Origin of the sequence: Variovorax sp. OV329 (assembly GCF_900114785.1) — a bacterium.
In the GTDB taxonomy this organism is placed as follows: Bacteria; Pseudomonadota; Gammaproteobacteria; order Burkholderiales; family Burkholderiaceae_C; genus Variovorax.
Genome location: NZ_FOUG01000008.1, coordinates 223,846 through 241,058 on the forward strand (window position 1 = coordinate 223,846; position 17,213 = coordinate 241,058).

Here is a 17,213-nt window from a genome sequence, read left to right on the forward strand (position 1 = left end):
CCGATGGCAACACACGGCGCCGCCCTGCTCAGCAGTGGGTCGCTTCGAGCAGCGCGCCGGCCGCGGGCGTCTTCTGCGGCGGCATCGCGTGCTGTGCGGGCGGCCGGGCCACCACGGCAACTGCTTCCGGGTGGCCCCGGGCGACGGCCAGCGCCCAGGCGCACACCTCGTCCAGCAGCGTGCGCTGGGACGCCAGCGTGGTCGCCGTATGGTCGATGTCCGGCCAGAACTTGTAGCGCACGTGCGGCAGGAAGGCCGAGCCGCGCAGGTCGCGCATCAGGTCGTGGTCATGGTCCACCGCGTTGATGGTCGCGGAGAACATCAGGTAGAGGTCCACCTTGCGCTCCACCAGGCGGATCATGTCGCGTTCGAAATCGGGGGCGCTGTAGTCGGGTGCATCGGCCTGGTAGATGCCCGTGTCCTCGGTCGAGCCGGGGTTGCCTTGTCCGCGCAGGCGTCCCAGCGCCTTGCGGCGCGCCGACGCGTCGAAGGGCGAGGCGGCCCAGGCAGCCCAGTCCCGCCAGCCTGCATAGTTGCTCCGCAGCGCGGCGTTGAAGGGGAAGGCGGCCCAGCGGCGCAGCTTGCGCTCGATGCGAACCGCCTTGGACGGAAAGACGTAGCCGTCGAACATCGTCAGGCCGATGACCCGCGGGTCGCCCAGCGCCAGGGTCAATCCGTTGGCGGCGCCGGAGCAGACGCCGAACACCACGAAGCGGCTGATGCCGGTGCGCGCCTGCAGTTCGTCCAGTGCCGCGCGCATGTCGGCCAGGGCCTGGGCGCGGAAGTCCTCGCGCCCGCCCGAGGCCCGGCTGTCGCCGATGCCGGACAGGTCGAAGCGCAGGCAGGGAATGCCGGCCTGCGCGAACTGCCGCGCCGCCTTGACGTTGAGCCGGCGCGGACCGATGCGGTGGTTGACCCCCACGTTCAGGAGCAGGCAGCCGACCTGGCCAGGCTGCGCGGACGATTCGCCCGAAGGCTGCGTCAGCACGCCGATCAAAGTGCCCTCGGGCCCGAAGGCCACGGCGGTTTCATGAAATGCCATGGATTTCCCCCACCATCTTCTGCAGTGCCTCTGCAGGCACCACCTCGTTGTTCGTCCCGGCGTTGGAGGTCCAGATCAGCGGGTGCTGGAAGGGCTTGGATTCGATGCGCACCGACGGGTGCTTGCCGCTGGCCGATTCCGTCCAGTGCCGCGCGGCGGCGTCCTGCGGATCGGCCACCAGCGTGATGCGTTGCGGCGCCAGCTGCGCGGGCGCTGCAACGCCCAGCGCGGCAATCTGCGCGCGCAGGCGCGGCGTGATGGCAAAGCCCAGGCATTCGCCCGTGAAGGCTTGCGGATCGCGCTTGAGCGCCTTGCGCCAGGCGGGGTCGGGAATGCAATGTCCGGCCTCGATGTCCTGCACGTGCGCGACACGCAGCGTCTCGAGGTAGGCCGGGCCGTCGAACACCGGGTCCCACAGCACCAGCCGCTGCACACGCGGCAGCGCGCGCGGCGCGGCCATGAGCGCGAGGCTGGCGCCCAGCCGCGCGCCCAGCCAGGTCACCTTCTGCGCGCCGCTCTGTCGCATGAGTTCGCGGTGCGCCTCGCAGATGTCCGCGCTCCAGCCGTCCAGGTCGCCGTCCTCGTCATCGCCCAGCGCATCGCCGGTGCCGTGGTAGTCGAAGCGCAGCACCGCCACGCCCTGGCGCGACAGGCGCTCGGCCAGCATCCGGTAGAAGCGGTGCACGCGGATGGCTTCCTGGCCGAAGGGATAGCACAGCAGCACGGCCGCGCCCTGCGCCTTGCCCGCCGCCGGCGGGTGATAAAGGCCGAAGAGCTGCCGCTGCGGCGGGCCGAAGAAGAAGGGCGTCATGCCTGCACCGCCATCGACATCATGCTGCGCGGCCCGTGAAGGGGAGCGGCGGCGCGGGCCTGCGCATCCAGCAGGGCCAGCGAGGCGACTGCACCGGCCTCGGGCAGTTCGAAGGATTCCAGGCGAGCCGTGCAGGCCGTCGTGCCGGGCACCGCCATCTGCACCTTGCGCGGTGCCAGATCGATGCCGGTGGCCGGCAGCCCGGGCCCCGAAAAGCCGGTGCCCAGTGCCTTCAGGCAGGCCTCGCCGCGCGTCCAGGCCGCCAGAAAGGCAATGGAGCGTTGGCCGGGCGGCAGCGCCGCCAGTGCGGCCGCGTCCTGCGCGTCGAAGTGCGCCTCGGCCATGGCCAGGGCATCGGGCATGTCGCGCAGGATCTCGATGTCGACGCCGACCTCGTCTTGCGGGCTCAGGGCGATCAGGCCGTAGCGGCCGCTGTGGCTCAGGTTGAAGCGGCAGCCGGGCAACTGCGCGAGCACCGGCTTGCCGTAGGTGCCGACGGTGAAGACCAGCTGCGCGGGCTGCATTCCCAGGTGGCTGGCCAGCACCTGCCGCAGCGCGCTGCGTGCGGCCATGAAGCGTTCGCGATCCCGGTCGAAGATGAAGCGCCCGGCGCGCGCGCGCTCGTCGGCGGACAGCGTCGCCAGCGCCTGGGCGCCTGCGGGCTCGTCCAGGTCCACCAGCCACAGCGCGCATCCGGCGCGCCTTGGAATGGGTGTCACTCGCAACAGAAGTCTCCTACGGTCCTTGTCATGCGCTTGTCGTGGACTATTTTCTCACCAGGGCCGACATCACGCGGCCCAGCAGCCCGCGTGGCGTGGCCTCCGCGCCCTGCGTCGGCAAGGGGTGGGCAGCGATCGCACCCGCGCCGGAGGACAGTTGTGCCAGGCTCTCGAAGAGATAGCGCCTTGCCTCGACCCGGAAGCCCAGGGCCTGTTCGGCCTGCTGCACCGCGCGCATGGTCAGCAGCGAATCGCCGCCCAGGTCGAAGAAGTTGTCGGTCGGGTGGATGTCGTTCACGTCGATGCCCAGCACGCTGGCCCACACCTGCGCCAGCATCGCCTGTTCGGGCATGAGCAGGTCGACGGGCGCCGGACGTGCCTGCACCGCGCGATCGGCCTCGGGGTCGGGCGTGAGCCGCGACAGCAGGCGGGCCGCCTGGGAGTCGCCGGGCTCGGTGATCGCATCCAGGCTGGCGTCGGGCATCTGCGCCACCTTCTGCAGCAGCTCCATGTAGCGCTGGCGGAAGCTCTCGCCGGTCTCGGGCAGGTACAACTCGGCATTGAAGGTGATGGCACCGACCAGCTCGCCGGCCTTGTCCATCAGCCACAGGCCCATGTCGTCGGTGGCGCCGCGCTGCAGCAGGTGGATCTGCTCGTGCCGCAGCGTGCCGATGTCCAAGGGCCGCTCGCGTGCGTCCTGGAAGGAGAACAGCGCCTGGTAGAGCGAGGCGCCCTGCGCCCGGCGCACGAACTCCGGCTCGTGGGCGAGGTGCTCGAAGGGGATCTGCTGGTGGTCCATGGCGCCCACCAGTTCCTGCTTGACGCCGCGCAGAAACTCGCCGAGGGTCTGCTCGCCATCGAGGTCGAAGGGCAGCAGCACCAGGTTGTTGAAGAAGCCCATCACCGACTCCAGCTCCGGCGCATCGCGACCGCGCAGCGGCGTGGCGATGACGATCGACTGCGCGCCGGTGGCGCTGCCCATCATCAGCGTCAGAACGCCCAGCGTGAGCATGTTCAGCGTCACGTTGTGCCGCCGCGCGGTTTCGCGCAGGCGCTCGGTCAGCTCGCGGTCGATGTGCAGGTGGCAGCTGCGGCCCTCGCCGGACATGCCCGCGCGGCGCGGCATGTCGGTGCGGGGAGAGACCGCCGGCTGCACGGCGGCGAAGCGCCCCTTCCAGTAGCCCAGCTGCTTCTGCGCCTCGGGCCCGGCGAGCCAGTCCGCGTACCAGCTGGCGTAGTCGCCGTGGGTCAGGGCGAGTTCGGGCAGGGGGCTGGGCTTGCCCTGCGAGAAGGCGCCATAGAGCGCGGCAAGGTCCGACTGGAAGACGTCGAAGGACCAGCCGTCCCAGACCAGGTGGTGCGGCACGAAGAGCAGCGCATGCTCCTCCTCGGCCAGGCGATAGAGCGCGAGATGGAACAGCGGGCCCCGGTGGATGTCCATGGGCGCGTCGGCCAGGAGCTGCATGTGCTCGCGCAGCGCCGCTTCGCGCTCGCCCTCGGGAATGCCGCGCAGGTCTTCCAGCGGCAGGGCGATGTCGAGGCGATCGAGCACGCGCTGCAGCGGCTGGCCGGTCTCGGCGTCGATGTCCATCACGGTGCGCAGCGAGGGCTGGCGGCGGATCATCTCGCGCAGCGCCGCTTCCAGCGCCTTCAGGTCCAGCGGACCGCGCAGGCGGTGGCCCGACGGCACGTTGTAGACCGAGCGCCCGGGATGCAGCTCCTCCATGAAGCGGATGCGGTCCTGCATGGGCGTGAGCGGCGCGCTGCGCTGGTCGGCGCGGTGCGCGATCTTCTCCAGCCCCGCGGCCGCGCCGCCCGACTGGATGCGCTCGATGGCCTGCGACAGGCGCAGCGCGGTGGGCGCTTCGAACAGCATTGCCAGTGGCAGCTTCAGGTCCAGCGCGCGGATGAGGGCGGCGATCAGGCGCGCGGCCAGCAGCGAGTGGCCGCCCACGGCGAAGAAGTCGTCGTCCATGCTCAGGCCCGGCAGGCTCAGCGCCTGCTCCATCTGGGCCAGCACCTGGCGCTGCAGTTCATTGGCGGGCTCCACGCGCACGCGCGGGCCGGCGGTGCCGAGCATGTCCTGCACGTCCGGCGCGGGCAGCGCCTTGCGGTCGACCTTGCCGCTGGTGGTCAGCGGCAGCGTCGGCAGCACCACGAAGACGGTGGGCACCATGTAGTCGGGCAGTGCGGCGGCGAGCGACTCGCGAAGCTGCGCGACCACGAGCGTGGCACTGGGCCGGGCGCTCACGTAGGCCACCAGGCGGGTGTCGCCGGGCGTGTCCTCGCGCGCCACGGCGACCGCGTCCTGCACGCCGGCGCAGGCGCCCAGGCGGGCCTCGACCTCGCCCAGCTCGATGCGAAAGCCCCGGATCTTCACCTGGAAGTCGTTGCGGCCCAGGTACTCCAGGCTGCCGTCGTTCTGCCAGCGGCCCAGGTCGCCGGTCTTGTACAGGCGCGCACCGGCTTCATTGGCGAAGGGGTCGGCGATGAAGCGCTCGGCCGTGAGTTCCGGCCGGTTCAGGTAGCCGCGTGCCACCTGCACGCCGCCGATGTGGATCTCGCCCGGCGTGCCGATGGGCACTGGCTTGAGCTGCGCGTCCAGCACGTGGATGCGGGTGTTGTCCACCGGCCGGCCGATGGGAATGGAGCGTCCGTACACGCCAGGCTGGCAGGCCCAGGCGGTGACGTCCACCGCGGCCTCGGTGGGGCCGTACAGGTTGTGCAACTCGACGCCGCGCAGCCGCTCGTGGAAGCGCTGCACCAGCGGCACCGGCAGCGCCTCGCCGCTGCACAGCACGCGCTGCAGCGCCGGCAGGATGTCCAGCGTTTCCTGCGCCAGGAAGGCCTGGAGCATGGAGGGCACGAAGTGCGCCGTCGTGATGCCTTCGCTGCGCAGCAGCTCCGTGAGGTAGGCCGGGTCCTTGTGGCCCTCGGGCCTGGCCACCACCAGCTGTGCGCCCACGCGCAGGGTCCAGAAGAACTCCCACACCGACACGTCGAAGCTGAATGGCGTCTTCTGCAGCACCTTGTCGCCGGGTCCCAGCGCGTAGGTGCGCTGCGCCCAGGTCAGGCGGTTGACCACGCCGCGGTGCTCGTTCATCACGCCCTTGGGCAGGCCCGTGGAGCCCGAGGTGTAGATGATGTAGGCCAGGCTGGAGGCGCTCAGGCCGAGCGCGTGCGCATCGGGGTTGTGCTCGGGCTGCCCGGCCCAGGCAGCCGCGTCGTCCAGCAGCAGCACGGTGGCTTCGCCGGCTGGGATCTTCCCGGCGAGTTGCGACTGGGTCAGCAGCACCGCCGGCGCGCTGTCGCCCAGCATGTAGGCCAGGCGGTCCGCCGGATAGCCCGGGTCCAGCGGCACGTAGGCCGCGCCGGCCTTCAGGATGCCCAGCAGGGCCGCCACCATCTCGACGCTGCGCTCGGCGCACAGGCCCACGCGCGCGTCCGGCCGCAGGCCCAGCGCGATCAGGCGGTGGGCAATGCGGTTGGCGTGGCGGTTGAGTTCCGCGTAGCTGACGGACTGCCCGTCGAAGCGCAGCGCTGGCAAGTCCGGGGAGTCGGCGGCCCATTGCTCGAAAGGCGCATGCAGCAGCTGTTCGTGCGGGAAGGCGATCGCGGTGTCGTTGAAGCCGGCCAGCACCGTGCGCTCGGTCTCGCTCAGCGCGAAGGCTTCCGTCACCGCCAGCGTCGGCTGCACCGCAAAGCGCGCGAGGGCGGTGCGGAACAGCTCCAGCCAGCGGCGCACGCTGACCTCGTCGAACAGGCCGGTGTTGTACTGGCACTCCAGCCGCAGCCCCTGTGCGGTGGGCGTGCAGTTCAGGAAGAGCTCGAAATTCTCGAAGTGGCGCGGATTCGCCACCACTTCCACCGCCAGGCCTGGGAAGGCGCCTTCGGCCACCACCGACTCGCGGTCGAGGTTGAACATCACGCTCACCAGCGTCGGGCGGCTCGGGTCCCGCTTGAGCTGCAGCCGCTGGAGCAGGGCGCCATAGGTGAGGGTCTGGTGCTCGAAGGCGTCCAGCAGCGTGGTGCTCGACTGCTGCACCAGCGCCTGCATGCCCAGCGACGGGTCCACCGCGATGCGGATCGGCAGCACGTTCACGCAGTGGCCCACCAGCGTGGGCATGTCGCTGGCGGACTGGCCGGCGGCGGCCACGCCGATCACCAGGTCGTCCTGCTGCGTGAGGCGGTGCATGGTGCCGGCGAAGGCGCCGAAGAGCGTGGCGAAAAGACTGGCACCCGAAGCGGCGCCGAGCTTGCGCACGCTCTGGATCAGCGCTGAATCGACCATCGCATCGACCCGGCGCGATTCGAAGGTGCGCATGGGCGGGCGCGCGCGGTCGGCCGGCAGTTCCAGCACCGGCGCCTCGCCACCGGCGAAGCGCTCCACCCAGAAACGGGTGTGCTCCTGCATCTGCGGGCTGGTCGCCTCGATGCGTTCCCACTGCACGTAGTCCTCGTAGCGGTCAGGCTGCGGCAGCGGGTCGACCGCGGACTGGTCGTAGAGGCGGCCCAGGTCTTCCACGATCTGGCCCCAGGACCAGCCGTCGCAGACGATGTGGTGCGCCGTCATCAGCAACTCGTGCACCTGCGGCTCGCAGTGCAGAAGCACGGCGCGGAACAGCGGGCCGCGCTCCAGGTCGAAACGCGTCTCGACCGCTTCGGCCCGGGCGAGGGCCAGCGCGGCCTGCCGGGCATCCGGGCTCAGGCCCTGCAGGTCGCGCCGCGCCAGTTCGTGCGGCGTCGGCTCGTCGATGAACAACTGCATGCCGTCTGCCGAGAAGGTGGCGCGCAGGGACTCGTGGCGGGCCAGCACCTGGTCCACTGCGGCCTGCAGGGCGGCCAGATCCAGCGGTCCGCGCATCAGCAGGCTGACGGATTCGTTGTACGCCAGCGAGGCCCGCGGCGACAGCCTGTCGGCCAGCCAGATCTCGCGTTGCGCCTCGGTGGTGCCGATCACGCGCTCGATGGCGCCGGCGGCAAAGGGATCGAAGTCCAGGGCTTCGTCGTCGATGGTCATGGTCATGCGTCTCTCAAGCCTCCACGCGCTTGAACTTGCCGGGTGCCGCCGGGTCGGGAATGAACCAGGCCGGCTGTCCGTCCTTGTCGCGGCCCAGTCGGGCGTTGGGCACGGGCGGGCGCGAGGCGTCCATGGCCATGGACGGCTTGGAATTGCGCGGCAGGAACTCCGCCTCCTGCATCTCGGCCACCGATTCCTTGAAGGCCGACTTGATCTTGGCGATGTCCTGCTGCGTGTGCGCGGTGGTCATGAAGCAGGGGAAGTTGTCCAGGATGTGCACGCCGCGGCTGCGCATCATGGCAAACAGCAGGTCCTGCAGCGGATGGTCTTCCAGCCAGCTCACGCGCCACAGCGAGGCGAAGTAGCGGATCTCGATGGGTGCGCCCACCTCGCGGCAGAAGGCGCTGAGCTCGTCGGCCATGGCCGCGGTGTGCAGGTTCAGCTGCGTCTGCAGCGCCTCGCCGGCTTCCTTCAGGTGCAGCAGCGAGGCCTTGCAGGCGGCCAGCGCGAGCGGGTGGCGAACGAAGGTGCCGGCGAAGTAGGTCACGCCCACGGTGGGCACCGAGTCGTCGCCGTACTGCCAGCCGCCGCCGTCCAGCGAATCCATGTAGTCGCGCTTGCCGGCGATCACGCCCACCGGGAAGCCGCCGCCGATCACCTTGCCGTAGCAGGCCAGGTCGGCCTTGATGCCGAAGATGGCCTGGGCGCCGCGCAGGTGCGCGCGGAAGCCCGTGATGACCTCGTCGAAGATCAGGCAGCTGCCGGCGCGCTCGGTGATGTCGCGCACTTCGCGCAGGAACTCGCGCGGCTGGAAGTCGGGCCGGCGGCTCTGCACCGACTCCACCAGCACGGCGGCCAGGTCGTCGGCGTTGTCGCGGATGAACTCGAGCGACTCGGGCGTGCCGTAGTCCAGCACGCGCACGTCGCCGAACATGCCGTTCATGATGCCGGGCGCCGCCGGCATGCCCTTGGCGTTGCGGCCGGCGCGCACCAGCACCTCGTCGAAGGTGCCGTGGTAGGAGCCGGTGAACAGCACCACGGTGTTGCGGCCGGTCACGGTGCGGGCGATGCGGATGGCGGCCATTACCGACTCGGAGCCGGTGTTGCACAGCGCGGCGCGGTCGAAGCCGGTCAGCTCGCAGATGAGCTGGCTGACCTCGGCCGCCAGCGGGTGCTGCGGGCCGATCTCGTAGCCCAGGTCGAGCTGCTTGCGCACGGCCTCCTGCACGAAGTCGGGCTGCCAGCCGAACAGGTTCATGCCGAAGCCGTTGAGCACGTCCACGTACTCGTTGCCGTCCAGGTCCCACAGGCGCGAGCCCTTGGAGCGCTCCACCACGATCTGGTAGACGATCTCCTTGGTGGTGGGGCGGAAGCCGTTGACCACGCGCGGGTCGGCCATGTGCGGGCGGTTGGCGGCGGTGAATTCCTTGCTCTTCTTCGTGCGTTCGACGTAGCGGCGCACGAAGGCCGACAGGCGTGCCTTCTGGCGCTCGGTCATCTCCTTGTTGCCCTGGGTGTGGATGCGGGCGATGGCGCCGAAGGCCTTCTTCACGTCGTACTTCATCGGCGCGGTGGCATCGGCATCCGCGGCGGGTGCGGTGGCCGCGGGCGTGGCGGGCGCAAGCAATGCTGCGGGTGCGGCCGGTGCGGCGACTGCCACTGCCGGCTGCTGCTGCGGCACGGCCACCGGCATCGGGGCCGCGGCGCCCGACAGCAGCGCGAGCTGCTGCTGCATCAGCTGCATCTGCTGCGCGATCACCTGCTGCACCAGCGAGCCATCGCCCGCGGGCAGGGCCATCGGCACGGCGGCCATCTGCACGGGGGCCATCACCTGCACCGGCGCCGGCATCGCGGCCACGGCGACGGGCGCGGGCTGGGCCGCCACCACGGGCGCGGCGGCAACCGGCTCGGGCGGAAGGGTCGAGTCCAGGAACGCGCTGAGCGCGTCGAAGCTGCGGTAGTTCTCCATCAGCTGGCGGAAAGTCAGGTTGACCTTGAAGCTCTTCTTCACCTGCAGCGCGGCCTGCGTCAGCGTGAGCGAATCCAGGCCCATCTCGACGAAGGGCGCGCCACTCTCGGCCTCGGCCAGGTCGATGCCAGAGATGTCCTCGAACAGCGTGCGAAGGCGTTGTGCGAGGGCAGGGCGGCGGTCGGTCGTGGCAGCGGTCATGGAAGGCTCCGGAAGGGCGGGGGCAGCAGGCGTCGGGGTGGCGGGCATGGCCACTGATGCGACGGCGGTGGCAGCGGGCATCGATGCCGCGGCCGTCGGCGAAACGGGAAGTGCAGGGGCCGGGGTGGCGATGTCCACCCACAGGCGCTTGCGTTCGAATGGATAGGTCGGCAGGCACAGGCGCCGCTTGCTGGCGCGCGTGTCCAACGAGGAAAGATCGACCTCGGCGCCCAGCGTCCACAGGCGGCCGGTGGCCAGGCGCCAGGCGCGTTCCTCTTCCTCGGGTTTATCGGCCAGGAAGGAGACGGCTGCCGCCTTCGGCGAATGCTGGCGCACCAGCATGGCCAGCGTGTTGCGCGGGCCCAGCTCGATGAAGAGCGGGTTGGCCAGCTGCGCCATCACTTCGCGAACGGCCGGCGAGAAGCGCACGGTCTCGCGCAGGTGGCGGGCCCAGTAGTGCGGGTCGGTGGCTTCCTGTGCGATGAGCAGCTTGCCGGTCAGCGTGGAATAGATCGGGCGCTGCGGCGCCTTCAGCTCGATCTCGCGCACCAGCGCCTCGAAGGGCGGCACGGCCGGCTCCATCATGGCGGAGTGGAAGGCATGCGAGGTCTGCAGCACCTTGGCCACCACGCCGTCGGCTTCCAGGGCCGCGCGCATTTTCTCGATCTCATCGCTGGGGCCGGCGGCGACGCAGGCGGTGGGGCCATTCTCGGCCGCCAGCGACAGCGTGGCCGGCAGGCGCGCCAGCAGGTCCTTGGCCGCCAGGCGGACCGACAGCATGGTGCCGGCGGGCAGCGCCTGCATCAGCGCGCCGCGGCGGGCAACCAGGCGGGCCGCGTCCTTCAGGCTCATGACGCCGGCCAGCACCGCGGCCACGAACTCGCCCACGCTGTGGCCCACCAGCGCCGCGGGCTGCACGCCCAGCGACAGCAGGTGCGTGGCCAGCACGTACTCCAGCGTGAAGGTCGCGGGCTGCGTGACCGAAGTTGGCGCCAGGGCCGAGGGGTCGGGCGAGAACATGCGCTCGCGCAGATCGAAGGGCAGCAGCCCCTCGAAGCCTTGCAAGCAGTCATCGAACGCCGCACGGTGTGCGCGGCCGCTGGCATAAAGAGTCTTCCCCATGCCGGCGTACTGCGCGCCCTGGCCGGGGAACATGAAGACGGGCTGCGGCATGCGCGCGCCGGTGGCACCGGCCGCGCGGGCCGGCGAGTCGCTGCTGCGCAGGGCCTGCACGGCCTGCTCGGCGGTCTCTGCCACCACGACGGCGCGCTGGGCGAAGGGCGTGCGGCCCACGCGCAGGGTATGGGCCACGTCGACCAGCGACAGCGCCGGGTTGGCCTGCAGGTGGTCGGCCAGGCGCTCGCAGGCGGCGGCCAGCGCCGTGGGCGTGCGCGCCGACAGCTGCAGCAGTTGCGGTCCCTCGGACGCATCGGAAGGCGCACGCAGCGGCGCCTCTTCCACGATCGCATGGGCATTGGTGCCGCCCACGCCGAAGGAGCTCACGCCGGCGCGGCGCGGCTGCTGCGGATTGCGCGGCCAGCGCGCCAGGCGGCTGTGCACGCGGAAGGGCGTGGCGTCGAAATCGATGGCCGGGTTGGGCGATTCGAAATGCAGCGAGGCCGGCAGCTGCTCGCTGTGCAGCGAGAGCGCGGTCTTGATCAGGCCGGTGGCGCCGGCCGCCATGATGAGGTGGCCCACGTTGCTCTTGACCGAGCCGATCTCGCAGAAGCCCGTGTCCTGCGTGTGGCGACGGTAGGCCTGGGTGAGCGCCTCGATCTCCACCGGGTCGCCCATGGGCGTGGCGGTGCCGTGGGTCTCGACGTAGGCGATGCTGCGGGCATCCACGCCGGCGTTGGCCAGCGCCGCGCCGATCACCTTGGCCTGGCCGTCCACGCTGGGCGCGGTGAAGCTGGCCTTGGCGCCGCCGTCGTTGTTGATGGCGGTGCCGCGCAGCACCGCATAGATCGGGTCGCCGTCGGCCAGCGCATCGGACAGGCGCTTGAGCAGCACCACCGCCGCGCCGTCGCTGAACACCGTGCCCTGGGCCTTGGCGTCGAAGCTGCGCGTGTGGCCGTCGGGCGAGAGCATCGCGCCTTCCTGGTAGAGGTAGCCGCTGCGCGGCGGGCAGGCGATGGCGACGCCGCCGGCCAGGGCCATGCTGCATTCGCCGGCGCGCAAGGCCTGGAAGGCCGAGTGCACCGCCACCAGCGAGGTCGAACAGGCGGTGTGGATGCTGACGGCCGGGCCGGTGAGGTTGATGCGGTGCGCCACGCGGGTGGCGATGAAGTCCTTCTCGTTGGCCAGCATCACCTGGAACTCGCCCACGGCTTCCACCAGGTCGGGCCGGGTGGACAGGTGCTTCTGGAAGTAGGTGGCGTTGTTCATGCCGCCGTACACGCCCACCGGCACGGTGGTGCGGTCGGGCGCGTAGCCGCCGCGCTCCAGGCATTCCCAGCAGATCTCCATGAACAGGCGCTGCTGCGGGTCCATCAATTCCGCTTCCTTCGGGTTGATGCCGAAGAAGGCGGCGTCGAAGTTCTCGACGCCCTCGATGATGCCGCGCGCCTTCACGTAGTCGGGGTCGGCGCGCAGCGCGGCGCTCACGCCGGCATCGAGGGTGCTGTCGTCGAAGACGGTGATGCTGTCGCGGCCGGCCAGCAGGTTGTCCCAGAACTGCTCGACGCTGTTCGCGCCGGGAAAGCGCCCGGCCATGGCGATGAGGGCGATGGGTTCGTGCGCGGCATCGGCGATCGGTGCGGGCTGCTGCGCGGCGTGGACCTTCTGGCTTTGCGCGGCCAGCGCCTCGTCCAGGGCCTTGGCAAGTGCCGCGGCCGTGGGTTGCCGAAAAAACAGGTTGGCCGAGAGTTTGGCGTCGGGGTAGGTGGCCTGCAGTTCGGCCAGCACGCGGTGGACCCGCAGCGAATCGCCGCCCAGCTCGAAGAAGTTGTCGGCACGGCCTACTTCGTCCAGGTTCAGCGCCCGCGCGAATGCGGCGCACACGCGCGCTTCGCTCTCGCTGCGCGCCTCCTCGAAGGCCTGCACGAGCTCGGGCCGCTGGCGCGGCGGTGCGGGCAGGGCCTTGCGGTCCAGCTTGCCGTTCTCGGTCATCGGCAGCGACTCGACCTGCACGAAGGCGGCCGGGACCATGTAGGCCGGGATGCGCTCGCCCAGGTGCGCGCGCAGGTCGGGTGCGGACATTGCCTGGCCGGCCTCCGGCACCACGTAGGCCACCAGGCGCGGCTCGCCGCCGGGTTCGTCCTGGCGCGCCACCACGGCGCAGCCGCGCACGCCGGCGTGCTGCAGCAGCTGGCTCTCGATCTCGCCGGTCTCGATGCGGAAGCCCCGGATCTTCACCTGCTGGTCGATGCGGCCCATGTACTCCAGGTCGCCCTCGGGCGTGCGTCGCGCCAGGTCACCCGAGCGATAGGCGCGCAGCACCTGGCCGGTGGCCGGGTCGCGCCAGTCGATGAAGCGCTGGGCGCTCAGCTCGGGACGGCGCAGGTAGCCTTTGCTGACGCCGGCGCCGCTCACCAGGATCTCTCCCGCTTCGCCCGCCGGCACAGGGGCCAGGTTGTCGTCCACGAGGTCGATGCGCAGGTCGGGAATGGGTTCGCCGATCACGCTCCCGCGTCCGGCGGCCAGGTCGGCCGCATGGATGGGGCGGTAGCTCACATGCACCGTGGTCTCGGTGATGCCGTACATGTTCACCAGGCGCGGCTGCGTGTCGCCGTGCCGGTCGAACCAGGGGCGCAGCATCTGCAGCTCCAGCGCTTCGCCGCCGAAGATCACGTGCCGCAGGCTGATCGCCTCCGCCGCATGCGTGCCGCGGGCGTCCGCGTCGATCAGCGTGCGGAAGGCCGAGGGCGTCTGGTTGAGCACCGTCACGCCTTCGCGCACCAGCAGGTCGAGGAACTCGGCCGGCGAGCGGGTCAGCGCCTGCGGCACCACCACCACGCGGCCACCGTAGACGAGCGCGCCCCAGATTTCCCACACCGAGAAATCGAAGGCGTGCGAATGGAAGAAGGTCCAGACGTCCTTCTCGTCGAAGCCGTACCACGCTGCGGTGGCGTCGAAAAGCCGCGCCACGTTGCCGTGGGTGACCAGGCAGCCCTTGGGCGTGCCGGTGGAGCCGGAGGTGTAGATGACGTAGGCCAAGGCCTGCGGGTCGGCCGGCACCTGGGCAGGCACCTGGGCAGGCACCGCATCCGGCAGCGGCTCATCGACCAGCAGCAGGGGCAGCGTGCCGGCAGGCAGCTGCGCCTGCGCGCTGCTGGAGGTGACGAAAGCCACCGGCTGCGCGTCCTGCAGCACGAATTCCAGGCGGCTTTGCGGATAGGCGAGGTCGATGGGCAGGTAGGCCGCGCCCGACTTCAGCACCGCCAGCAGGGCCACCACCATGTCGATGGAGCGCTCCAGGCCCACGGCCACCAACTGGTCGCGGCCGGCGCCCATGGCTTGCAGGCGGGCGGCGAGCGCGTTCGAGCGCCGCTCCAGTTCCGCGTAGCTGATGCTGGCGCCCTCGCAGCTGACTGCCAGGGCCTGCGGCTGCGCACCCGCCTGACGGGCGATCCGCCAATGAATGGGAACAAAGCCCCCGAAGTCGTCAGGCGAGGGCTTCAATGCCTGTGGTTCCATTTGTCTTGCCCGCCTCCAGTTCCGCTGCAGCAAGCTCCCTACAACAGCCGCAACATGATGTTTCCGCCGCGCCGGCCAGGCAGTGCCTCTCAGATACCTTTGCGGTCACCTTGATACTGCGCTTCGACAATGCCACCTGCCATTCGCCAAACGCGCTGCCCGGCGGGCATACGAAAGGCATACTTGACAGAAACAATCGATGCAAATGGTTGCTATTGATCGATTGACAGGCCGGTCGGCGTTGGTCGCATTTTGCGCCGCTTTGTAAAAAGTGAATACAAAAAGCTAACAAACAGGCAACTTTTGTTACCAATAAGTAGTCGCTTTACGTCAGTGGGCGCCCGCGTTGCACGGCGCCGGAGCGATCGTGCCGAGCGATCAGGCGGCTGCCTGTTCGTCCAGGGCGTCGTCTCCGTCCAGGTGGGTGTCGTCGGCCCAGCCGACCAAAGTGAGTCCTTGCCCCGTCCACAGCATGCGATTGATGTAGGCGTTGCCTAGCTGCCAGGTGCGCGGCGCCTGCAGCTCCTGGCCGGTGGCGGCGCGGTAGAGAACGTCCATCACCCCGCCGTGCGCCACCAGAACCAGCAACTCGGCGGGGTGGCGGGCAGCCAGGTTGGCCACGGCCTCGGTGATGCGGGCGCGAAATGCCAGCAGGCTTTCGCCGCCGCCAGCGGGGGCGAACTCCGGGTCGCGGCGCCGCCACAGTTCGGCCTGGTCGGGCAGTTCGCGCTCGATGTCCTGGAAGGTGCGGCCCTCGAAGTGGCCGAAGGCGCGCTCGCGCAGGCGCGGCTCGGGCTGGACCGCCAGGCCGTGCACGACGGCGATGGCCTGCGCCGTCTGCCAGGCGCGCGACAGGTCGCTCGAATAGACGGCGGCGATGGGCTCGGACGCCAGGGCGCGCGCCACCCGGCCGGCCTGCCACTGGCCCTTGTCGTTCAGCGCGATGTCCAGGTGGCCCTGCAGCCGGGTGTCGACGTTCCAGGCGGTTTCGCCGTGGCGAACGGCAATGATCCGGGTGCTGTCCATCCTGCGAGGGTAGCCGTTCAGGGCGTGGCCTTGGCCGGCGCGGGCACGACGGTGGCGGGCGCGGCCTGGGCAGTCTCGGCCACGCGGCCGGTCTGGATGACCACGTCGACCCGGCGCACGCCGGCCGGCGGGTTCGGGAAGCCCTGCATCGCCGCCTGGAACAGGGCGCCGAACACGGGGTTGTTGGAGTTGTAGGGCCCGTCGTTGACCGCCCGGGTCTCGAACACCACCTGGTTGCCGGGCAATTCGCGCAGCACCACGCTTACTTCACGCGTGTACCAAGGGTTGCCATAGGCGCCGTAGGGTGCCCCGTACCAGCCGCCGCCACCGTACCAGCCACCGCCGCCGTACCAGCCGCGCCCGTAGCCGTAGCCATAGGGCCTGCCGTAGGGGCCCCAGCCGGGCGGCCAGGGTGAATAGATCCACGGATCGGCCCAGGGCGAGACCTGCACCGCCACCCGGGCGTTGATCGAGGCTGCGTAGCGCGGCGCGGCGTCGTTGCGGGTCAGGCCCACGCTGGCCATCGCCATCTCGGCCATGGCCTCCAGCTCGAGCTGGCCGGCCTCCTGGGCCTGCTGCGAAGGCAGGCGGTCGAAGCGGAAGGTGGCCGGCGCCGTCGGCCCGGGCGGGCGCGAGAAGCTGCTGACGCTGCTGTCCACCGTCCAGCTGGTGGCGCAGCCCGACAGCAGCGCGGCCAGGGCCAGGGCCGCGGGACCGTTCAACAAGGGAAGGCGCTTGCTCATGGTGAATCTCCCAGGCGGGCGCTGTACTTGCGGATCAGCCTTGCGGCACGATGCTCATGACCTGCGGCGCCGCCGCGGGCAGCGGCGGCGGGTCGAAGGCCAGGTCGCCGTCGGCATCCGGAACGCCCGTGGCCTTCAGACCCTTGAAGTCGTGAAGCGTTCCGTCCAGCAGGTGCGAAGGTGCGACGTTCTGCAGCGCGGTGAACATGTTCTCCAGCCGGCCCGGGTGCTTGCGCTCCCATTCGCGCAGCATCTCGCCCACCTGCTTGCGCTGCAGGTTCTCCTGGCTGCCGCACAGGGTGCAGGGAATGATGGGGAATTCGCGGTGCTGCGCCCAGCGCACCAGGTCCTTCTCGGCCGTGTAGGCCAGCGGGCGGATCACGATGTGCTTGCCGTCGTCGCTCACCAGCTTGGGCGGCATGCTCTTGAGCTTGCCGGCGAAGAACATGTTGAGGAAGAAGGTCTGCAGCATGTCGTCGCGGTGGTGGCCCAGCGCCACCTTGGTGGCGCCCAGCTCGTCGGCCACCCGGTACAGGATGCCCCGGCGCAGCCGGCTGCACAGGCCGCAGGTGGTCTTGCCCTCGGGAATCACGCGCTTGACGATGGAGTAGGTGTCCTGCTCCTCGATGTGGAAGGGCACGCCCAGGTTCGTGAGGTAGGTGGGCAGCACATCTTCCGGAAAGCCGGGCTGCTTCTGGTCCAGGTTGACGGCGACGATGTCGAAATGGATGGGCGCGCGGGCGCGCAGCTTGAGCAGGATGTCCAGCAGGCCGTAGCTGTCCTTGCCGCCGGACACGCACACCATGACCTTGTCGCCCTCTTCGATCATGTTGTAGTCGACGATGGCCTGCCCGACCTGCCGGCACAGGCGCTTCTCGAGCTTGTGCGTCTCGCGCTCGATCTTGAGGGTGTTGCCGGGCGCCTGTGCAGGCGCCTCGTCGATCCAAACGGCACTCATGCCTGCTTCCTTGGGGTAGTGGAGCGGTGCGGGTGCACCGAACCGGCGATTTTATTCGGCCGGCCTTTTCCCGCGCATCGCGCCGGTCG

General features: G+C 70.2%; 8 protein-coding genes. All 8 read right to left on the minus strand.

Annotated features, from left to right (window positions below; genetic code table 11):
• Positions 1 to 28: 28 nt before the first annotated feature.
• The gene (locus BM345_RS16090) at positions 29 to 1,042 is read right to left on the minus strand and encodes an alpha/beta fold hydrolase (RefSeq protein ID WP_139237533.1); all 1,014 of its coding nucleotides are present in this window, start codon (positions 1,040 to 1,042) and stop codon (positions 29 to 31) included.
• The gene (locus tag BM345_RS16095) at positions 1,029 to 1,853 is read right to left on the minus strand and encodes an alpha/beta fold hydrolase (protein WP_093381057.1); all 825 of its coding nucleotides are present in this window, start codon (positions 1,851 to 1,853) and stop codon (positions 1,029 to 1,031) included. The genes BM345_RS16090 and BM345_RS16095 overlap by 14 nt, the downstream gene beginning before the upstream one ends.
• Positions 1,850 to 2,572 carry a 4'-phosphopantetheinyl transferase family protein gene (locus BM345_RS16100; protein WP_254789768.1) on the minus strand — a complete coding sequence of 241 codons (723 nt, stop codon included), beginning with the start codon at positions 2,570 to 2,572 and terminating at the stop codon, positions 1,850 to 1,852. The genes BM345_RS16095 and BM345_RS16100 overlap by 4 nt, the downstream gene beginning before the upstream one ends.
• Positions 2,573 to 2,618: 46 nt before the next feature.
• A complete protein-coding gene (locus BM345_RS16105) occupies positions 2,619 to 7,598 on the minus strand; it encodes a non-ribosomal peptide synthetase (protein WP_093381060.1) in 4,980 nt (1,659 codons plus the stop codon).
• A gap of 7 nt (positions 7,599 to 7,605) precedes the next feature.
• Positions 7,606 to 14,382, minus strand: coding sequence for a polyketide synthase (locus tag BM345_RS16110; protein WP_254789758.1), 6,777 nt, complete (start codon positions 14,380 to 14,382; stop codon positions 7,606 to 7,608).
• 393 nt (positions 14,383 to 14,775) lie between these two features.
• On the minus strand, positions 14,776 to 15,423 hold the full coding sequence (locus tag BM345_RS16115) for a histidine phosphatase family protein (RefSeq protein ID WP_093381063.1): 648 nt from the start codon (positions 15,421 to 15,423) through the stop codon (positions 14,776 to 14,778).
• A gap of 17 nt (positions 15,424 to 15,440) precedes the next feature.
• Positions 15,441 to 16,166, minus strand: coding sequence for a DUF4136 domain-containing protein (locus tag BM345_RS16120; protein WP_093381065.1), 726 nt, complete (start codon positions 16,164 to 16,166; stop codon positions 15,441 to 15,443).
• 34 nt (positions 16,167 to 16,200) lie between these two features.
• The gene (ttcA, locus tag BM345_RS16125; RefSeq protein ID WP_093381066.1) at positions 16,201 to 17,124 is read right to left on the minus strand and encodes a tRNA 2-thiocytidine(32) synthetase TtcA; all 924 of its coding nucleotides are present in this window, start codon (positions 17,122 to 17,124) and stop codon (positions 16,201 to 16,203) included.
• Between the last annotated feature and the right edge of the window lie 89 nt (positions 17,125 to 17,213).

Coding starts and splice junctions, on each gene's coding strand:
- BM345_RS16120 (WP_093381065.1), bottom strand. CDS start 16,166: ATGAGCAAGCGCCTTCCCTTGTTGAACGGTCCCGCGGCCCTGGCCCTG.
- ttcA (WP_093381066.1), bottom strand. CDS start 17,124: ATGAGTGCCGTTTGGATCGACGAGGCGCCTGCACAGGCGCCCGGCAAC.
- BM345_RS16090 (WP_139237533.1), bottom strand. CDS start 1,042: ATGGCATTTCATGAAACCGCCGTGGCCTTCGGGCCCGAGGGCACTTTG.
- BM345_RS16095 (WP_093381057.1), bottom strand. CDS start 1,853: ATGACGCCCTTCTTCTTCGGCCCGCCGCAGCGGCAGCTCTTCGGCCTT.
- BM345_RS16105 (WP_093381060.1), bottom strand. CDS start 7,598: ATGACCATGACCATCGACGACGAAGCCCTGGACTTCGATCCCTTTGCC.
- BM345_RS16115 (WP_093381063.1), bottom strand. CDS start 15,423: ATGGACAGCACCCGGATCATTGCCGTTCGCCACGGCGAAACCGCCTGG.